Origin of the sequence: Pseudomonas sp. FIP_A4 (genome assembly GCF_036701605.1) — a bacterium.
Taxonomy (GTDB): domain Bacteria; phylum Pseudomonadota; class Gammaproteobacteria; order Pseudomonadales; family Pseudomonadaceae; genus Stutzerimonas; species Stutzerimonas phenolilytica.
In genome coordinates this window covers 1-16,134 of sequence record NZ_JAYDXP010000091.1, presented here as the reverse complement: position 1 = coordinate 16,134, position 16,134 = coordinate 1, and the positions used below count along the sequence as shown (strand labels likewise).

The window sequence follows — 16,134 nt, the reverse complement described above, 5'->3', positions numbered from 1 at the left end:
GCGTTCGCGCGGCTGCCAGTCCTCAGCGAAAGCCGTGCCAGCCGGCCCGGTGGCGCAATCGCTATGCGCTGAGGCTCGTGCTAGAGCTGGTGCGTGGCTCGGGCATGAGGTAATACGGCTGGTGTGCAGAGCGTCCAGTTCGGCGGACATGTTCAGCGTCGGATCGATGCGGGCCGCGGGTGTCCAGCATCGCGGACGGCGGTGGCGGCAGCGCGCACGACGCTGGCCGCCACCTGTCCCGGGTCAGCGGGCGTTCACGCAGACGAAGCTGGAGGCGGCATCGACGGCACCCTTGCCGACGTACTTCGGCCAGCCCGGGTACTCGCACAGTGGGCGGGTGCGACCTGGCACGCCGACGCTGTCGGCGACGATCTGGCGGCGCGGGGCGATGCCGCGCTCGACCCAGTTCTCCAACGCGGTAAGCGAGTCCCAGGCGGCATTGAATACCGTGCTGGCGGCATGGCCGTAGCCGGGGATCTCGTAGTAGCGCATGAACTGACGCGTCCTGCCCGGCCCCATGTCGCGGCGAATGCGTTGGTAGTACTCGGCGCTGGCGCGGGTGCTTACCAGCTGGTCGGAGGTGCCATGGGCCATGAGCAGCTTGCCGCCGTTGTTAGCGAAGGCGGAGAGATCGGTCTCATTGACGTCCTGACGCAGCGACAGCTCGCTGATGCGCGCCTGCCAGGGGCCGGGGTTCTGCGGATCGAGGGTCAGCGAGTTGAAGGTGGGATTGCGCGTCACGAAGTGGCGCACCCATTCATCCCAGAAGCCGGCGTGGTAGGGCGCGCCATCGGCGAAGCCGGTGCCGTGCACGGGCATTGGGTAGGTCGGCTGCAGGGTGTTGAGGCCCAGGCGGTTGACCACCAGCTGCAGGCCTTCCCCCGGCCGGCCGAGGTCAGTGCCCCAGGTGTTGAAGCCAGGGTAATGGGTTTCGCCGCTGGCCAGCGGGAAGCCGAAGCGGATCGGTGTGTTGAATACCCGCAGTGCGCGGATCTGCGCGTCCGACAGGCAGCGCGGCGAGCTATCGGCTCCGTCCGGGCAGCGCAGCGGTCGGCCGTCGAGTTTGACGCGGGCCGGATCGAAACGTGCGTTGCAGGCGGCTTGATGGCTGATCACGCCGTCGCGTACGCCATCCAGTCCGTCGCAGGCCTGCATCGCCGCTTCCAGCAGCGCGGCGCGCTGCTCCAGGCTGGGAAAGGCGCCGGGCGCGGCGAGCGCACGGGTGATGCGGCCGAACTGCAGGTCCAGTGCCAGGGCGTTGTAGGCGGGGTAAAGGGCGATCACGCCGTGGAAGTCGGTCGGCCACTGCTGCGCCACGGCCAGTGCCTCGCGCCCCCCGGTAGAGCCGCCGGCGAAGTAGCTGCGTTCGGGGGCTGCACCGTAGCGCTGCCGGATCAGGTAGACGGCGGTATCGCGGGTCTTCTTCAGCGCGTCGTGGGCGTAGTTGGCCAGGGCCTCGTCGTTCCAGGCAAAGCCCCCGGGGCTGAGCGGATCGAAGGCGTGCCCGGAGTCGCTGCCGAACACGGCGTAGCCCCGGCCGAGCGGCGTGGGCTGGTCCAGCGGGCCGGCGGGGACATTGCCGGCAACGTTCGGCAGGGTGCCGTTGTAGCCGCCACCGCCGAGCATCAGCGCCTTGCGGTTCCACTGCTCGGGCAGCGCCAGGCGCAGGCGGATGGGCGGTGCGGCGCGGTCGATGGGGCGAATCTCGGCGCTGACGTCGCAATAGGCACCGAAGGCCTGCGGCGCAGTGCCGCCGGCCGCCATGGCGTTGGCCGCTACGACCTGCGCGCCCCGCGTGGGCAGGCCGATGGCCGCGGCCGGTATCTCGCTGCCGAGCAGCGCGGTGCAGTCGGCGGCATGCGTCTGGCCGGCAAACCACAGCGCCAGTGTCAGTGGTGTGAGGCGCCGGATCGAGGCGATGACGGGATGAACGATCATGCGAGGCTTCCTTCTTGTTGTTGTCGGACGAAGCGCGCCGCAGCGGTGCGAGGCCGCTCAAGTGGGCGCTACGCCGCTCAAGCCAGCGCCATGCCAGCGGCGTGTATCGCGCACGGCAACGCGACGGCCGGTCGCCCATGGCGTACCGGCCGCTCTGCGTCGCGGGGCGAAGGAAGAATCGGGGAGGGGCCTGCCACCAGGGCGTGCCAGGCCGGGGCGCGGGTCGATGTCCAGCGCACTGGAAGGTGTCCGTGCAGCCGGACAGTCGCGCTAGTTGAAGCGTCCGCTCGTTCCGCCGACGCTGAAACGCCCGGCGCCGAGCAGCAGGACGGCCACCGCGCCGAACAGGAACATTCCCTGCAGTTCGAGCGCCCAGCCGCCGGTGGGGGCCAGCGTGAACAGCTCGGCCCGGTGCGCCAGCAGCAGGGCGAAAAGCATGTTGCCGGCGATCAGCAGGGCGCCGACGCGCGTGTACAGTCCGACGATCACCAGCAGCGGGCCGATCACCTCGCCCAGATACACACCATAGGCAACCGCGGCAGGCAGGCCGAGGCCGGTGACCATGCCGACGATGCCGTCCACGCCGTTGACCACTTTCGAAATGCCGTGCAGCAGCATCAGCACGCCCAGCGCCAGGCGCAGCACCAGCTTGCCAATATCCTCAGTCATCGTCGTCGCTCCCGAGCGGTGACGGGTATCGCCACCCTGAACAGAACGATAGATCAGGCAGAACACGCGTGCGTGACGCCACCGCTCAGCGCTGGCTGAGTCCGTGTTGTGCGAGCTTGCTGTAGAAGCTGGCGCGGGAGATGCCCAGCTCCATGGCGGCGCGCCGGCGATTGCCGTGGCAGGCGCGCAAGGCGCTTTGCAGTGCACGGCGTTCGGCGTGGGCGAGCGTCTGCGCGAGCGGTTGCAACGGCAGGTCCTCGTCCACGCTGGTCGGCTCGCTCGGGACGGCGGGCCGACTGGTCGCGGCGGGAGCGGCACTGCTCGCCGGACTCGCCTGCTCGCCGAGCAGCGGCAGCAGGTGCTCGACTTCCAGTTGCGGACCGTCGGTGCACAGTTGCGCGCGCTCCAGCAGGTTGCCCAGCTCACGCACGTTGCCGCGCCACGGTTGCGCGCAGAGCAGCGCCAGCGCCTGCGGGCTGAGTTCCATCGGCGGCTGGCCGGAGCGGTTGGCGATGTCGTCGAGCAGGTGTTCGATCACCGCGGGAATGTCGCCGCTGCGCTCGCGCAGCGGCGGCACCCGCAGCGCCAGCACATTGAGGCGGTAATACAGATCGTCACGGAACTGCCCGGCGGCTACCTTGGCTTCCAGATCGATATGCGTGGCGGCGATCACCCGCACGTTGAGCGCCTTGACCTGGTTGGAACCCAGCGGTTCGACCTCCTGCTCCTGCAGCACGCGCAGCAGCTTGGCCTGCAGCGACAGCGGCAGGTCGCCGATCTCGTCGAGGAACAGCGTGCCGCCGTTGGCCACCTCGAACTTGCCGATGCGCGCCTTGCGGTCGGCGCCGGTGAAGGCACCGGGTGCGGTGCCGAACAGCTCGGCCTCGACCAGCGTCTCCGGGATCGCCGCGACGTTGACCGCGACGAACGGCCCGCGCGCGCGCGGCGAGAGGTTGTGGATGCCCTGGGCCAGCAGTTCCTTGCCGGTGCCGGTCTCGCCACGCAGCAGCACGGTGGCGTCGAGCTGCGCGGCGCGCCGGGCCTGGCGCTTGATCTCGCTGGCGGCCGGGCTGTTGCCGATGAAACCGGCGATCGTGTAGCGCGCCCGTCGGGCCTTGGCCAATTCGTTCTGCGTGGCGAGCAGTTGCGTCTGCAGGCTGGTGTATTTGGCCATCAGCGGCTTGAGATGCCGCGCGCGGTCGAACAGCACGAAACCCAGCGCGCCGACCAGGGTGCCGTCCTCGTCACGCAGCGGGATGCGGGTGACGACGAAATGCTCGCCGCCGAAGGCCATCAGGTCGAGCATGCTCGGCTGCCCGCTTTCCATCACCTCGCGCAGACGGCTGGCCGGCAGCACCTGCTCGACCTCCAGGCCGAGCACGCTGGCGGGGTCGCGGATGCCGATCTTCTCGGCGTACTTGTCGTTGATCCAGACGATGCGCGCCTGCCGGTTGACCGCGATGGTGCCTTCGCACTGGGCGTTGAGGTGGTCGAACAGCAGGGGCATGGCCAGCATGCGGAAGCGTTCCGGGGATACGCCGACGATGAGGCCATTATGGTCGAGTACGTCGCGGGCAATGCTCATGGCGGTTCGGTTCTCTCTGCAGCCATTATTGGAATGCCCGTCTGATGCGGGCGGCAGTCAGCGAAACTCGGCGTGGGTGCGGACATCGCCCGGGTGCGCCACGGCAGACATGTGTCGTGGGAAAGATCGTTTGCAGATAGCGTGCCTATGCCGCTTCGCTTGGCTGCGGGCGTTAGGACCGTGCGTTTCCGGCCGAGTTGCCCAAGAGTGTCTGCAAAGCCGTACACCGGCAAGGCGGGGTGTCCAGTTTTATGGAGTCTTTCTCGAGTTCTGGACTGACTGGAATGCAGGGCTGCAGTGGCCGAACGCGCCCTCAGCCGGCCGTCTGCTTCGCCAGTGTGCTTTGCAGCGCGCTGCGGCAGCGCTCCTCGGCGGTGTCCAGCTCCAGCTGCATCTGCTGGATGTCGAGCAATTGCTGCTCCAGTTGCTGGCGGCGCTCGGCGATCATCTGCAGCATGATGTTCAGCTGTTTCTGGTTGCCGGCCTTGGGGTCGTAAAGCTCGATCAGCGTCTTGCATTCGGCCAGCGAGAAGCCGATGCGCTTGCCGCGCAGGATCAGCTTCAGCGTGACGCGATCCTTGGGCGTGTAGATGCGCTCCTGGCCGCGGCGGGTCGGGGTGAGCATGCCCTGTTCTTCGTAGAAGCGGATGGCGCGGGTGGTGATGTCCAGCTCGTTGGCCAGATCGGAAATGCTGTAGGTCTGTTTAGCCATGCTCGTTCTCGATGTCCGGTCGCGCTCGCCCGCACCGGTGCGCGGTGCGAACGAGGGATCACGTGCCGCTCAGGGGCGTTCGATGGCCAGCGCCACGCCCTGGCCGCCACCGATGCACAGCGTCGCCAGGCCTTTTTTCACGTCGCGGCGCTGCATCTCGTGCAGCAGGGTCACCAGGATACGGCAGCCCGAGGCGCCGATCGGGTGGCCGAGGGCGATGGCGCCGCCGTTCACGTTGACCTTATCGGCATCCCAGCCCAATTCCTTGCCGACCGACAGCGCCTGCACGGCGAAGGCTTCGTTGGCCTCGATCAGGTCCAGGTCGGCCAGCGACCAGCCGGCTTTCTCCAGGCAGCGGCGGGTGGCGGTGACCGGGCCGATGCCCATGATCGCCGGGTCGACGCCGGCGTTGGCGTAACCGGCGATCTTCGCCAGTACCGGCAGGCCGAGGGCCTCGGCCTTGCTGGCGCTCATCAGCACCACCGCGGCGGCGCCGTCGTTGAGGGTCGAGGCGTTGCCGGCGGTGACGCAGCCGTCCTTCTTGAAGGCTGCACGCAGGCCGCCGAGGGATTCGGCCGTGGTGCCGGCGCGGGGCTGCTCGTCACGGGCGAAGGCGACCGGGTCGCCCTTGCGCTGGGGAATCATGACCGGGGTGATCTCGGCATCGAAGCGGCCGCTTTCGATGGCCGCCGCGGCACGCTGCTGCGACTGCGCGGCGAAGGCGTCCTGCTGGGCGCGGTCGATGCCGTACTTCTCCGCCAGGTTCTCCGCGGTGATGCCCATGTGGTAGTCGTTGAAGGCATCCCACAGGCCGTCGGTGATCATGGTATCGACGATCTGCGCGTGGCCCATGCGCAAGCCGGTGCGCGCGCCGGGCAGAACGTAGGGCGCCAGGCTCATGTTCTCCATGCCGCCGGCGATGACCACTTCGGCATCGCCGCAGCGGATCGCCTGCACGGCCAGATGCACGGCCTTGAGGCCCGAACCGCAGACCTTGTTCAGCGTCATGGACGGTACGGCGTGGGGCAGGCCGGCCTTGATCGAGGCCTGGCGCGCGGTGTTCTGCCCGGCGCCGGCGGTGAGCACGTGGCCGAGGATGACTTCATCGACCTGGGCCGGGTCGATACCGGTCTTTTCCAGCAGGGCGCGGATCACGGTGGCGCCCAGTTCGACCGCCGGCACATTGGCCAGCGAGCCCTGGAAACTGCCGATGGCGGTGCGGGTTGCAGCTACGATGACGACGTCTTGCATGACGAACTCCAGATCGGAAATGGCGTTGCCGCGACGCAATGCAGCGGGCGCGTTCGACGGCGAGTATACGGTCGCGCAGGTGACTGGCCAGTGCTGGCGCCAGTCCCCGGCGTGGCGCGCGATGCCGGGCGGCGGGCGCCGGGCATTGCGCGCATACGGTTCAGCGCTGGATCGGGCAGCCGGTGGCCGCTTGCAGCTCCTCGAAGCTGACGCCTTCGGCCAGCTCCACCAGCTTCAGGCCCTGCTCGGTGACGTCCAGCACGCCGAGGTCGGTGATGATCCGGTCGACCACGCCAACGCCGGTCAACGGCAGGTCGCAGGCCGGCAGGATCTTGTGCGCACCGCCCTTGGCGGTGTGCTCCATCAGCACCACGACGCGCTTGACGCCGGCCACCAGGTCCATCGCGCCGCCCATGCCCTTGACCATCTTGCCGGGGATCATCCAGTTGGCCAGGTCGCCTTCTTCCGACACCTGCATGGCGCCGAGGATGGCCAGGTTGATGTGGCCGCCGCGGATCATGGCGAAGCTCTGCGCGTTGTCGAAGAAGCTCGAGCCGGGCAGGGCGGTGACGGTCTGCTTGCCGGCGTTGATCAGGTCGGGGTCGATCTCTTCCTCGGTCGGGAAGGGGCCGATGCCGAGCAGGCCGTTCTCGCTCTGCAGCCAGACGTCCATGCCGTCGGGGATGTAGTTGGCGACCAGGGTCGGCAGACCGATACCGAGGTTGACGTAGAAGCCGTCCTGCAGCTCCTGGGCGGCGCGTTGCGCCATCTGTTCACGTGTCCAGGCCATGGTCTCAGCTCCTCACCGTGCGTTTTTCGATGCGCTTTTCCGGGCTCGGGTTGTGCACGATGCGTTGCACATAGATACCCGGCAGATGGATCTGGTCCGGGTCCAGCTCGCCGGTCTCGACGATCTCCTCCACCTCGACGACGCAGACCTTGCCGGCCATCGCCGCCAGCGGGTTGAAGTTGCGCGCGGTCTTGCGAAACAGCAGGTTGCCCGCCTTGTCGGCCTTCCAGGCCTTGACCAGCGCGATATCGGCGGTCAGCGATTCCTCCATCACGTACCACTCGCCGTTGAACTGGCGGGTTTCCTTGCCCTCGGCCACCAGCGTGCCGTAGCCGGTCCTGGTGTAGAACGCCGGGATGCCCGCGCCGCCGGCACGCAGCTTCTCGGCCAGCGTGCCTTGCGGGGTGAACTCCAGCTGCAGCTCGCCGGCCAGGTACTGGCGCTCGAACTCCTTGTTCTCGCCCACGTAGGAGGAAATCATCTTGCTGATCTGCCGCGTCTCCAGCAGCAGGCCGAGGCCGAAGCCGTCGACGCCGGCGTTGTTGCTGATGGCGGTAAGGTTCTTCTTGCCGGAGTCGCGCAAGGCAGCGATCAACGCTTCGGGGATGCCGCACAGGCCGAAGCCGCCGACGGCGAGCGTCATGCCGTCCTCGACCAGGCCTTCCAGGGCGTGGGCAGCGCTGGGGTAGAGCTTGTTCATGAAATACCTCTACTTATTGTTGTGTCCGTGCCCGCGGCTGAACCGGCCACGGGCTGAATGCGTCAATGCAACAACGATGCCGATCAGGCTGCATGGCGGGCGCGCGCCACCCGCGAGCCGTTGACACGGCCCAGCACGCGGCTGATGCGGTCGCCAGATGCGATCAGCGCATCGAGGTCGATGCCGGTGGCTATGTCCAGCCCGTTGAACATGTACAGCACGTCTTCGCTGGCGACATTGCCGCTGGCGCCTTTGGCGTAGGGGCAACCGCCGAGGCCGGCGACCGAGCTGTCGAACACCGCGATGCCTTCCAAGAGGCTCGCATAGATATTCGCCAGCGCCTGGCCGTAGGTGTCGTGGAAATGCCCGGCCAACCGTTCGCGCGGCACCTCGCGGGCCACGGTATCGAACAGGGTGCGGGTCTTGCCCGGTGTGCCGGTGCCGATGGTGTCGCCCAGGGAGACCTCGTAGCAGCCCATGGCATACAGCTCGCGGGCCACTTCGGCGACCTTGGCTGGCGATACCTCACCCTCATAAGGGCAGCCGAGCACGCAGGAAACGTAGCCACGCACGCGAATGTCGTGCTCGCGGGCAGCCTCCATCAGCGGGGCGAAGCGTGCCAGGCTCTCGGCGATGGAGCAGTTAATGTTCTTCTGCGAGAACGCTTCGGAGGCCGCGCCGAACACCGCGACTTCCTTCACGCCGGCCTCGATGGCCGCCTCCAGGCCCTTCATGTTCGGCGTCAGCGCCGCGTAAGTGACCCCGGCCTTGCGCTGGATCTGCGCGAAGACTTCGGCGGAGCCGGCCATCTGCGGCACCCACTTGGGCGAGACGAAGCTGCCGACTTCGATATAGGACAGCCCGGCGGCGCTCAGGTCGTCGACCAGACGCACCTTGTCCGCCACGCTGATCGGTTGCTGCTCGTTCTGCAGGCCGTCACGCGGTCCGACTTCCACCAGCCGGACCTGTTTGGGCAGGCTCATATGTCCTCCAGGGGTAACGGCGTCCGCCGTTGCGTGGGTATCGGTGGAAAATCGCTGCGCGAGTTTTCCACCCTACGGCCTTGCGTTCGTGCGTAGGGTGGACAACGGCGAAGCCTTGTCCACCTTGTGCATCCTTCAAGCCTCTTCCATCTCCAGCAGCACCGCGCCTTCGCTGACCATCTCGCCTTCGCTGCAGAACAGGCTCTTGACCACGCCAGCCTGGGCGCTGCGGATGCTGTGTTCCATCTTCATCGCCTCCAGCACGATCAGCGCGGTGCCGGCCTCGACCTGCTGACCGGCCTCGACCAGCACGCGCACGATGCTGCCGTTCATCGGCGCGGTCAGCCCGCCGTGCTGCTCGTGACTGGCCTCGGCTTCGGCGATCGGGTCGAAGGCGCGCACCGCCAGCCACTCGCCGTTCCATTGCAGATACAGCGTATCGCCCTGGCGTATCGCCCTGGGGGCGCGGATGCCGGACGGCTGCGCTGTCGGATCGACCGTCAACCGGCGGCTTTCGCCGTTGCACTGCAGGTGCAGGCTGATCCGCGCCGGCAGGCCGAAGCGCAGCCCGTCGCGCCGGGACCACGGCGAATGCGCGTCGTCCTCGCGCACGCGGGCGCCGGCGCTGCGCACGAAACTCTCGGCCGCCTGCTGCCAGAAGGCATCGGACAGCTCGCCGGCCGGACGCAGCAGTTCGCTTTCGTGGCGCGGGATAAAGCCGGTATCCAGCTCGGCCTCGGCAAAGGCGCGATGGCCGACGACGCGGCGCAGGAACGCGAGGTTGGTGCGCACGCCGCCGACAGCGGTCTCGTCGAGCATGGCCAAGAGGCGCAGACGTGCTTCCTCGCGGTTCTCGCCCCAGGCGATCAGCTTGCCGAGCATCGGATCGTAGAACGGCGACACCGTATCGCCCTCGGCGACGCCGCTGTCGACGCGACGGCCCGGACCATCCGCGGCTTCACGGTAGAGCTCGAGGGTGCCGGTGGCGGGAAGGAAATCGTTGTCCGGGTCCTCGGCGTACAGCCGTACCTCGATGGCATAGCCGATCAGCGGCACCTGCTCCTGGCTGATCGGCAGCGGTTCGCCGCGGGCGACGCGAATCTGCCAGGTGACCAGGTCGAGGCCGGTGATGGCCTCCGTGACCGGGTGCTCGACCTGCAGACGGGTGTTCATTTCCATGAAGAAGAATTCGCCACGGGCATCCAGCAGGAATTCCACGGTGCCGGCGCCGACGTAGCCGATGGCCTTGGCCGCCTTCACCGCGGCTTCGCCCATGGCACGGCGCAGCTCGGGGGACAGGCCGGGGGCAGGGGCCTCTTCGACTACCTTCTGATGGCGGCGCTGGATCGAGCAGTCGCGCTCGTTGAGGTACAGGCAGTTGCCGTGCTGGTCGGCGAAGACCTGGATTTCCACATGGCGCGGCTTGAGCACGTATTTCTCGACCAGCATGCGTGAGTCACCGAACGACGACTGCGCCTCGCGCTGGGCGGACGCCAGCGCCTCGGCCAGGTCCGCCTCGCGCTCGACCACCTTCATGCCCTTGCCGCCGCCACCGGCGGTGGCCTTGAGCAGCACCGGGTAGCCGATCTTTTCCGCGGCAGCACGGAAGGTTTCCACGTCCTGCGCTTCGCCGTGGTAGCCCGGCACTAGCGGCACACCGGCTTCTTCCATCAGCGCCTTGGCGGCGGACTTGCTGCCCATGGCGTCGATGGCGGAGGCGGGTGGGCCGAGGAAGATCAGCCCGGCCTGTTCGATGGCGCGGGCGAACTCGGCGTTCTCCGAGAGAAAGCCGTAGCCCGGGTGGATCGCCTGGGCGCCGCTGGCCTTGGCCGCCTCGATCAGCTTGTCGATGCGCAGGTAGCTCTCGGCCGGCTTGGCGCCGCCCAGGTCGATGCGGATATCGGCCTCGCGGGCATGGCGCGCGCTGGCGTCGATGGCGCTGTGCACCGCAACGGTGGTCAGGCCCATGGCCTTGGCGGTGCGCATTACGCGGCAGGCGATCTCGCCGCGGTTGGCAACCAGCAGGGTATCGATATGGCGATTCATCACTTCTTCTCCTGCCAGGCCGGCGTGCGTTTTTCCAGGAAGGCGCTCAGGCCTTCCTGACCTTCCGGGCTGGTGCGCAGGCGGGCAATGGCCTGTTCGGTGGTCTGGCGCAGGTCTGCGCTGAAATCGCCATCGCCCACTTCCAGCAACAGGTTCTTGCAGGCCTTGAGCGCCTGCGGGCTGTTGAGCAGCAGGTTGCCGACCCACTGCTCCAGCGCGGCGTCCAGCTCACTGGCCGGGTAGGTCTCGGCGAGCAGGCCGAGTTCGCGGGCACGTGTACCGTCGAAACGTTCGGCGGTCAGCGCGTAGCGGCGGGTGGCGCGCTCGCCGATGGCCTTGACCACGTACGGGCTGATCACCGCCGGCGCCAGGCCGATGCGAACTTCCGACAGGCAGAACAGTGCGTCGCGGGCGCCGATGGCCATGTCGCAGCAGGCGATCAGCCCCAGGGCGCCGCCAAAGGCCGCGCCCTGTACCACGGCCAGGGTCGGCTGCGGCAGCTGGTAAAGGCGCTGCATCAGCTCGCCGAGTTCGTGGGCGTCAGCCAGGTTCGCCTGGTAGTCGAGTTTGGCCGACTCGCGCATCCAGCCCAGATCCGCGCCAGCGGAGAAGTGCTTGCCACGTCCGCGCAGGATGAGGAAGCGGATGCTTGCATCGTCCTGCACCTGGGCCAGCGCTGCGTTCAGTTCGCCGATCACCTGGGCGTCGAAGGCATTGTTCTTGTCCGCGCGGTTGAGCCAGAGCGTGGCCACGCCGCGCGCGTCTTTGTTCAGTTCGATGGTCTGGAAATCGGTCATCTCGGCATCCTCGATGCGACTGCAGGCGCCGGCGCGCTCGGCTGCCGGCGGCACGGATTACATGCGGAACACGCCGAAGCGAGTCGGCTCGATCGGCGCGTTCAACGCGGCGGACAGCGCCAGCCCCAGTAGCTCGCGGGTCTGCGCCGGGTCGATCACGCCGTCGTCCCACAGCCGCGCGCTGGAGTAATAGGGATGGCCCTGGCGCTCGTACTGTTCGAGGATCGGCTGCTTGATGGCCGCCACCTCATCGTCGCCGAGGCTCTTGCCGGCGCGCTCGCTCTGCTCCTGCTTGACCTGGGCGAGCACCCCGGCGGCCTGTTCGCCACCCATCACGGCGATGCGCGCGTTGGGCCACATCCAGAGGAAGCGCGGGTCGTAGGCGCGGCCGCACATGCCGTAGTTGCCGGCACCGAAGCTGCCGCCGATGAGCACGGTGAACTTCGGCACCTGGGCGCAGGCTACCGCAGTGACCAGCTTGGCGCCGTGCTTGGCGATGCCGCCGGCCTCGTATTTCTGCCCGACCATGAAACCGGTGATGTTCTGCAGGAACAGCAGCGGAATGCCACGCTGGCAGGCCAGCTCGATGAAGTGCGCGCCTTTCTGCGCCGCCTCGGCGAAGAGGATGCCGTTATTGGCGAGGATGGCGATCGGGTAGCCGTGCAGATGGGCGAAGCCGCAGACCAGGGTGGTGCCGAACAGCGCCTTGAATTCATCGAACTCACTGCCGTCCACCAGCCGCGCGATCACCTCGCGCACGTCATAGGGCTGCTTGGCCTGCGCCGGGATCACGCCGTACAGCTCGTCGGCGGCATACAGCGGTGCGCGCGGTTCGCGGGTCTGCAGCTGGCCGAGCTTGCGCCAGTTGAGGTTGGCCACGCAGCGGCGGGCGATGGAAAGCGCGTGCTCGTCGTTCTCGGCGTAGTGGTCGGCGACGCCTGAGGTCTTGCAGTGCACGTCGGCGCCGCCCAGCTCCTCGGCGGTCACCACTTCGCCGGTGGCAGCCTTCACCAGCGGCGGGCCGGCGAGAAAGATGGTCGCCTGGTTGCGCACCATGATGGTCTCGTCGGCCATCGCTGGCACGTAGGCGCCGCCGGCAGTGCAGGAGCCCATCACCACGGCGATCTGCGGGATGCCCATGGCGCTCATGTTGGCCTGGTTGAAGAAGATGCGGCCGAAGTGCTCGCGGTCCGGGAACACCTCGTCCTGTCGCGGCAGGTTGGCGCCGCCGGAGTCCACCAGGTAGATGCAGGGCAGTCGGTTCTCGCGGGCGACGGTCTGCGCGCGCAGGTGCTTCTTCACCGTCAGCGGGTAGTAGGTGCCGCCTTTCACGGTGGCGTCGTTGGCGATGATCATGCACTCGACGCCTTCGACGCGGCCGATCCCGGCCACTACGCCGGCAGCGGCGACGTCTTCGCCATAGACCTCATGAGCGGCCAGCGGCGCGAGTTCGAGAAAGGCCGAGCCGGCGTCGAGCAGGGTATCGATGCGCTCGCGCACCAGGAGCTTGCCGCGTGAGACATGGCGCTGCTGGGCGGTGGCGCCGCCGCCTTCGCTGACGCGACCGAGCAGGGCGCGCAGGTTGTTTACCTGATCGAGCATCGCCGCGCTGTTGGCGGCGAACTCCGGCGAACGGGTATTGATCTGGGTGTGCAGGATGGCCATGGACGGGCTCCCGTAGGGTGGAAATCCGCGAAGCGATTTCCACCTTGTCGTAAATGCGGTGGAAAAGGCCTCTGGCCGTTTTCCACCCTACGGATTATTTGGATTCGTTGAACAGCTCGCGTCCGATCAGCATGCGGCGGATCTCGCTGGTGCCGGCGCCGATCTCGTAGAGCTTGGCGTCACGCAGCAGGCGGCCGGTGGGGAATTCGTTGATATAGCCGTTGCCACCGAGGATCTGGATCGCCTGCAGGGCCATCTGCGTGGCGTTTTCGGCGGTATAGAGGATCACCCCGGCGGCGTCCTTGCGGGTGGTCTCGCCACGGTCGCAGGCCTGGGCGACGGCGTAGAGATAGGCGCGACTGGCGTTGAGCTGGGTGTACATGTCCGCCACCTTGCCCTGGATGAACTGGAACTCGCCGATGCTCTGACCGAACTGCTTGCGGTCGTGAATGTAGGGCACCACCACGTCGAGGCAGGCCTGCATGATCCCGGTCGGGCCGCCGGCCAGTACCACGCGCTCGTAATCCAGGCCGCTCATCAGCACCTTGACGCCGCCGTTCTCGACGCCGAGCACGTTCTCTTGCGGCACCTCGACGTCATCGAAGAACAGTTCGCAGGTGTTGGAGCCACGCATGCCGAGCTTGTCGAACTTGTTGCCGCGGGAGAAACCTTTCCAGTCGCGCTCGACGATGAACGCGGTGATGCCGTGCGGCCCCTTGTCCAGGTCGGTCTTGGCGTAGATCACGTAGGTGTTGGCGTCCGGGCCGTTGGTGATCCAGGTCTTGCTGCCGTTGAGCACGTAGCGGTCGCCGCGCTTTTCGGCGCGCAGCTTCATGGAGACCACGTCGGAACCGGCATTCGGCTCGCTCATGGCCAGCGCGCCGACGTGTTCGCCGCTGATCAGCTTGGGCAGGTAGCGGGCCTTCTGCTCGGGGTTGCCGTTGCGGTTTATCTGGTTGACGCACAGGTTGGAGTGGGCGCCATAGGAGAGGGCGACCGAGGCCGAGCCGCGGCTGATCTCTTCCATCGCCACCACGTGGGCCAGGTAGCCAAGGCCGGCGCCGCCGTACTCCTCGGAGACGGTTACGCCGAGCAGGCCCATCTCGCCGAATTTTCTCCACATGTCCGCCGGGAACAGGTTTTCCTGATCGATGGCTTCGGCGCGCGGCGCCAGCTCGGCGGCGACGAAGGCCTGGACCTGCTCACGCAGCATGTCGATGGTTTCGCCGAGGGCGAAGTTAAGGCTGGAGTAACTCATGGAGGGTACCTGTTGGTCTTGTAATTGTTCTGTTCGAGCGGCCGCAAATAGTCGCGTCAGGCCTGTTACCTTTACGTTAACGTAATGCTGGCGTGCGCTACTGTCAAATGCGACGGCCGAGCGGTTGTTCCGCGGACCTGGGACGCGCCTCGGCAGGCGTTATCCGCAGCATAGCCAGTGAATTCGCAATGAAGTGCTAACGGGAGATGTATTGAGCGCGACTTTGCGGGCGCGCTGAAAAGACAAAGGCCCCGGCGAGGTGATCGCGCGGGGCCCTGCTGAGACGGGTGAGGCGTCAGACGTTGAAGCGGAAGTGCATCACGTCGCCATCCTTGACGATATATTCCTTACCTTCCAGGCGCCATTTGCCAGCTTCCTTGGCGCCGGCTTCGCCCTTGTACTGGATGAAGTCGTCGTAGGCGATGACTTCGGCGCGAATGAAGCCCTTCTCGAAATCGGTGTGGATCACCGCGGCGGCCTGCGGTGCGGTGGCGCCGATCTTCACGGTCCAGGCGCGTACTTCCTTAACGCCGGCGGTGAAGTAGGTCTGCAGCCCGAGCATCTCATAGCCGGCACGGATCACGCGGTTCAGGCCAGGCTCTTGCAGGCCCAGCGCCTCGAGGAACATGTCTTTCTCCTCGCCGTCGTCCAGCTCGGCGATCTCCGCCTCGATCTTGTTGCAGACCGGCACCACGATGGCGCCTTCCTCCTCGGCGATGGCTTTCACCACGTCGAGGTGCGGGTTGTTCTCGAAGCCATCTTCGGCAACGTTGGCGATGTACATGACCGGCTTGCTGGTCAGCAGGTGGAAGCCGCGAACCAGGCGCTTCTCTTCGTCACCGAGGTGCTTCAGCAGCGAGCGCGCCGGCTTGCCTTCGGTGAAATGCGGGATCAGCTTCTCCAGCAGCGCCTTCTGCGCCAGGGCTTCCTTGTCGCCGCCCTTGGCGTTGCGCGCCACCTTCTGCAGCTGCTTCTCGCAGCTGTCGAGGTCGGCGAAGATCAGTTCGAGGTCGATGATCTCGATATCGCGCTTGGGATCGACCGAGTTGGAAACGTGAATGACGTTGTCGTCCTCGAAGCAGCGCACTACGTGGGCGATGGCGTCGGTCTCGCGGATGTTGGCGAGGAACTTGTTGCCCAGGCCTTCACCTTTGGAGGCGCCCGCGACGAGGCCGGCGATGTCGACGAACTCCATCGTGGTCGGCAGCACGCGCTCGGGCTTGACGATCTCGGCCAGCGCCGCGAGACGGGCATCGGGCATCGGCACGATCCCGCTGTTCGGTTCGATGGTGCAGAACGGGAAGTTCTCCGCCGCGATGCCGGATTTGGTCAGCGCATTGAACAGGGTGGACTTGCCGACATTGGGCAGACCGACGATGCCGCAGTTGAATCCCATGATGATCTTGCCTCGGAGTTAGGTTCAGGCCTTCTGGCTGTGCAGGCGCTGCATGGCGCGGGTCCAGTCGCCATCGAGAATCTGCGGCACGACATCCAGCGCGAAGTCGATGCTCGCGTCGAGCTTCTCGCGCTCAGCTTGCGGAGCACGACCCAGTACATAGCCGCTGACCAGGCTGGCGTGGCCGGGATGACCGATGCCCAGGCGCAGGCGATGGAAGCCGTTCTGATTACCGAGCTTGGCGATGATGTCGCGCAGCCCGTTGTGTCCGCCATGGCCGCCGCCCTGCTTGAGTTTGGCGACGCCGGGGGGCATGTCGAGTTCATCGTGGGCAACCAGGATGG

Annotated in this window: 13 protein-coding genes and 1 pseudogene; all 14 read right to left on the bottom strand. The window is 67.0% G+C overall.

From position 1 onward, the window contains the following. Positions 1-243: 243 nt before the first annotated feature. The gene (locus tag U8L64_RS00765; protein ID WP_333392781.1) at positions 244-1,938 is read right to left on the bottom strand and encodes a tannase/feruloyl esterase family alpha/beta hydrolase; all 1,695 of its coding nucleotides are present in this window, start codon (positions 1,936-1,938) and stop codon (positions 244-246) included. A 270-nt stretch (positions 1,939-2,208) separates the two neighbouring features. Continuing rightward, positions 2,209-2,607: a DoxX family protein gene (locus U8L64_RS00760; protein WP_333392779.1), complete on the bottom strand. Its 399-nt coding sequence runs from the start codon at positions 2,605-2,607 to the stop codon at positions 2,209-2,211. Between the two features lie 85 nt (positions 2,608-2,692). Next, the gene (locus U8L64_RS00755) at positions 2,693-4,192 is read right to left on the bottom strand and encodes a sigma-54 interaction domain-containing protein (RefSeq protein ID WP_138300344.1); all 1,500 of its coding nucleotides are present in this window, start codon (positions 4,190-4,192) and stop codon (positions 2,693-2,695) included. Positions 4,193-4,505: 313 nt separating this feature from the next. After that, positions 4,506-4,904, bottom strand: coding sequence for a MerR family transcriptional regulator (locus U8L64_RS00750; RefSeq protein ID WP_043297472.1), 399 nt, complete (start codon positions 4,902-4,904; stop codon positions 4,506-4,508). A 69-nt stretch (positions 4,905-4,973) separates the two neighbouring features. Further along, positions 4,974-6,155 carry an acetyl-CoA C-acetyltransferase gene (locus U8L64_RS00745; protein ID WP_333392775.1) on the bottom strand — a complete coding sequence of 394 codons (1,182 nt, stop codon included), beginning with the start codon at positions 6,153-6,155 and terminating at the stop codon, positions 4,974-4,976. A 160-nt stretch (positions 6,156-6,315) separates the two neighbouring features. After that, entirely contained in the window at positions 6,316-6,945 is a 630-nt protein-coding gene (locus U8L64_RS00740) for a CoA transferase subunit B (RefSeq protein WP_333392773.1), read from the bottom strand. Positions 6,946-6,949: 4 nt separating this feature from the next. Further along, positions 6,950-7,645: a CoA transferase subunit A gene (locus tag U8L64_RS00735; protein ID WP_003288891.1), complete on the bottom strand. Its 696-nt coding sequence runs from the start codon at positions 7,643-7,645 to the stop codon at positions 6,950-6,952. 83 nt (positions 7,646-7,728) lie between these two features. Then, the gene (locus U8L64_RS00730) at positions 7,729-8,628 is read right to left on the bottom strand and encodes a hydroxymethylglutaryl-CoA lyase (RefSeq protein WP_333392769.1); all 900 of its coding nucleotides are present in this window, start codon (positions 8,626-8,628) and stop codon (positions 7,729-7,731) included. Positions 8,629-8,763: 135 nt separating this feature from the next. Continuing rightward, positions 8,764-10,674, bottom strand: a complete 1,911-nt coding sequence (locus U8L64_RS00725; RefSeq protein WP_333392767.1) for an acetyl/propionyl/methylcrotonyl-CoA carboxylase subunit alpha — start codon at positions 10,672-10,674, stop codon at positions 8,764-8,766. Beyond that, the gene (locus U8L64_RS00720; protein ID WP_043297476.1) at positions 10,674-11,471 is read right to left on the bottom strand and encodes a gamma-carboxygeranoyl-CoA hydratase; all 798 of its coding nucleotides are present in this window, start codon (positions 11,469-11,471) and stop codon (positions 10,674-10,676) included. The genes U8L64_RS00725 and U8L64_RS00720 overlap by 1 nt, the downstream gene beginning before the upstream one ends. Positions 11,472-11,528: 57 nt before the next feature. Then, positions 11,529-13,136, bottom strand: coding sequence for a carboxyl transferase domain-containing protein (locus U8L64_RS00715; protein ID WP_333392763.1), 1,608 nt, complete (start codon positions 13,134-13,136; stop codon positions 11,529-11,531). A 94-nt stretch (positions 13,137-13,230) separates the two neighbouring features. Next, positions 13,231-14,394: an isovaleryl-CoA dehydrogenase gene (locus U8L64_RS00710; protein WP_234302740.1), complete on the bottom strand. Its 1,164-nt coding sequence runs from the start codon at positions 14,392-14,394 to the stop codon at positions 13,231-13,233. Between the two features lie 295 nt (positions 14,395-14,689). Next, positions 14,690-15,790, bottom strand: a complete 1,101-nt coding sequence (gene ychF / locus U8L64_RS00705; protein ID WP_138300339.1) for a redox-regulated ATPase YchF — start codon at positions 15,788-15,790, stop codon at positions 14,690-14,692. A 24-nt stretch (positions 15,791-15,814) separates the two neighbouring features. After that, a pseudogene (locus U8L64_RS00700) lies at positions 15,815-16,134 on the bottom strand (aminoacyl-tRNA hydrolase); the annotation flags it as partial.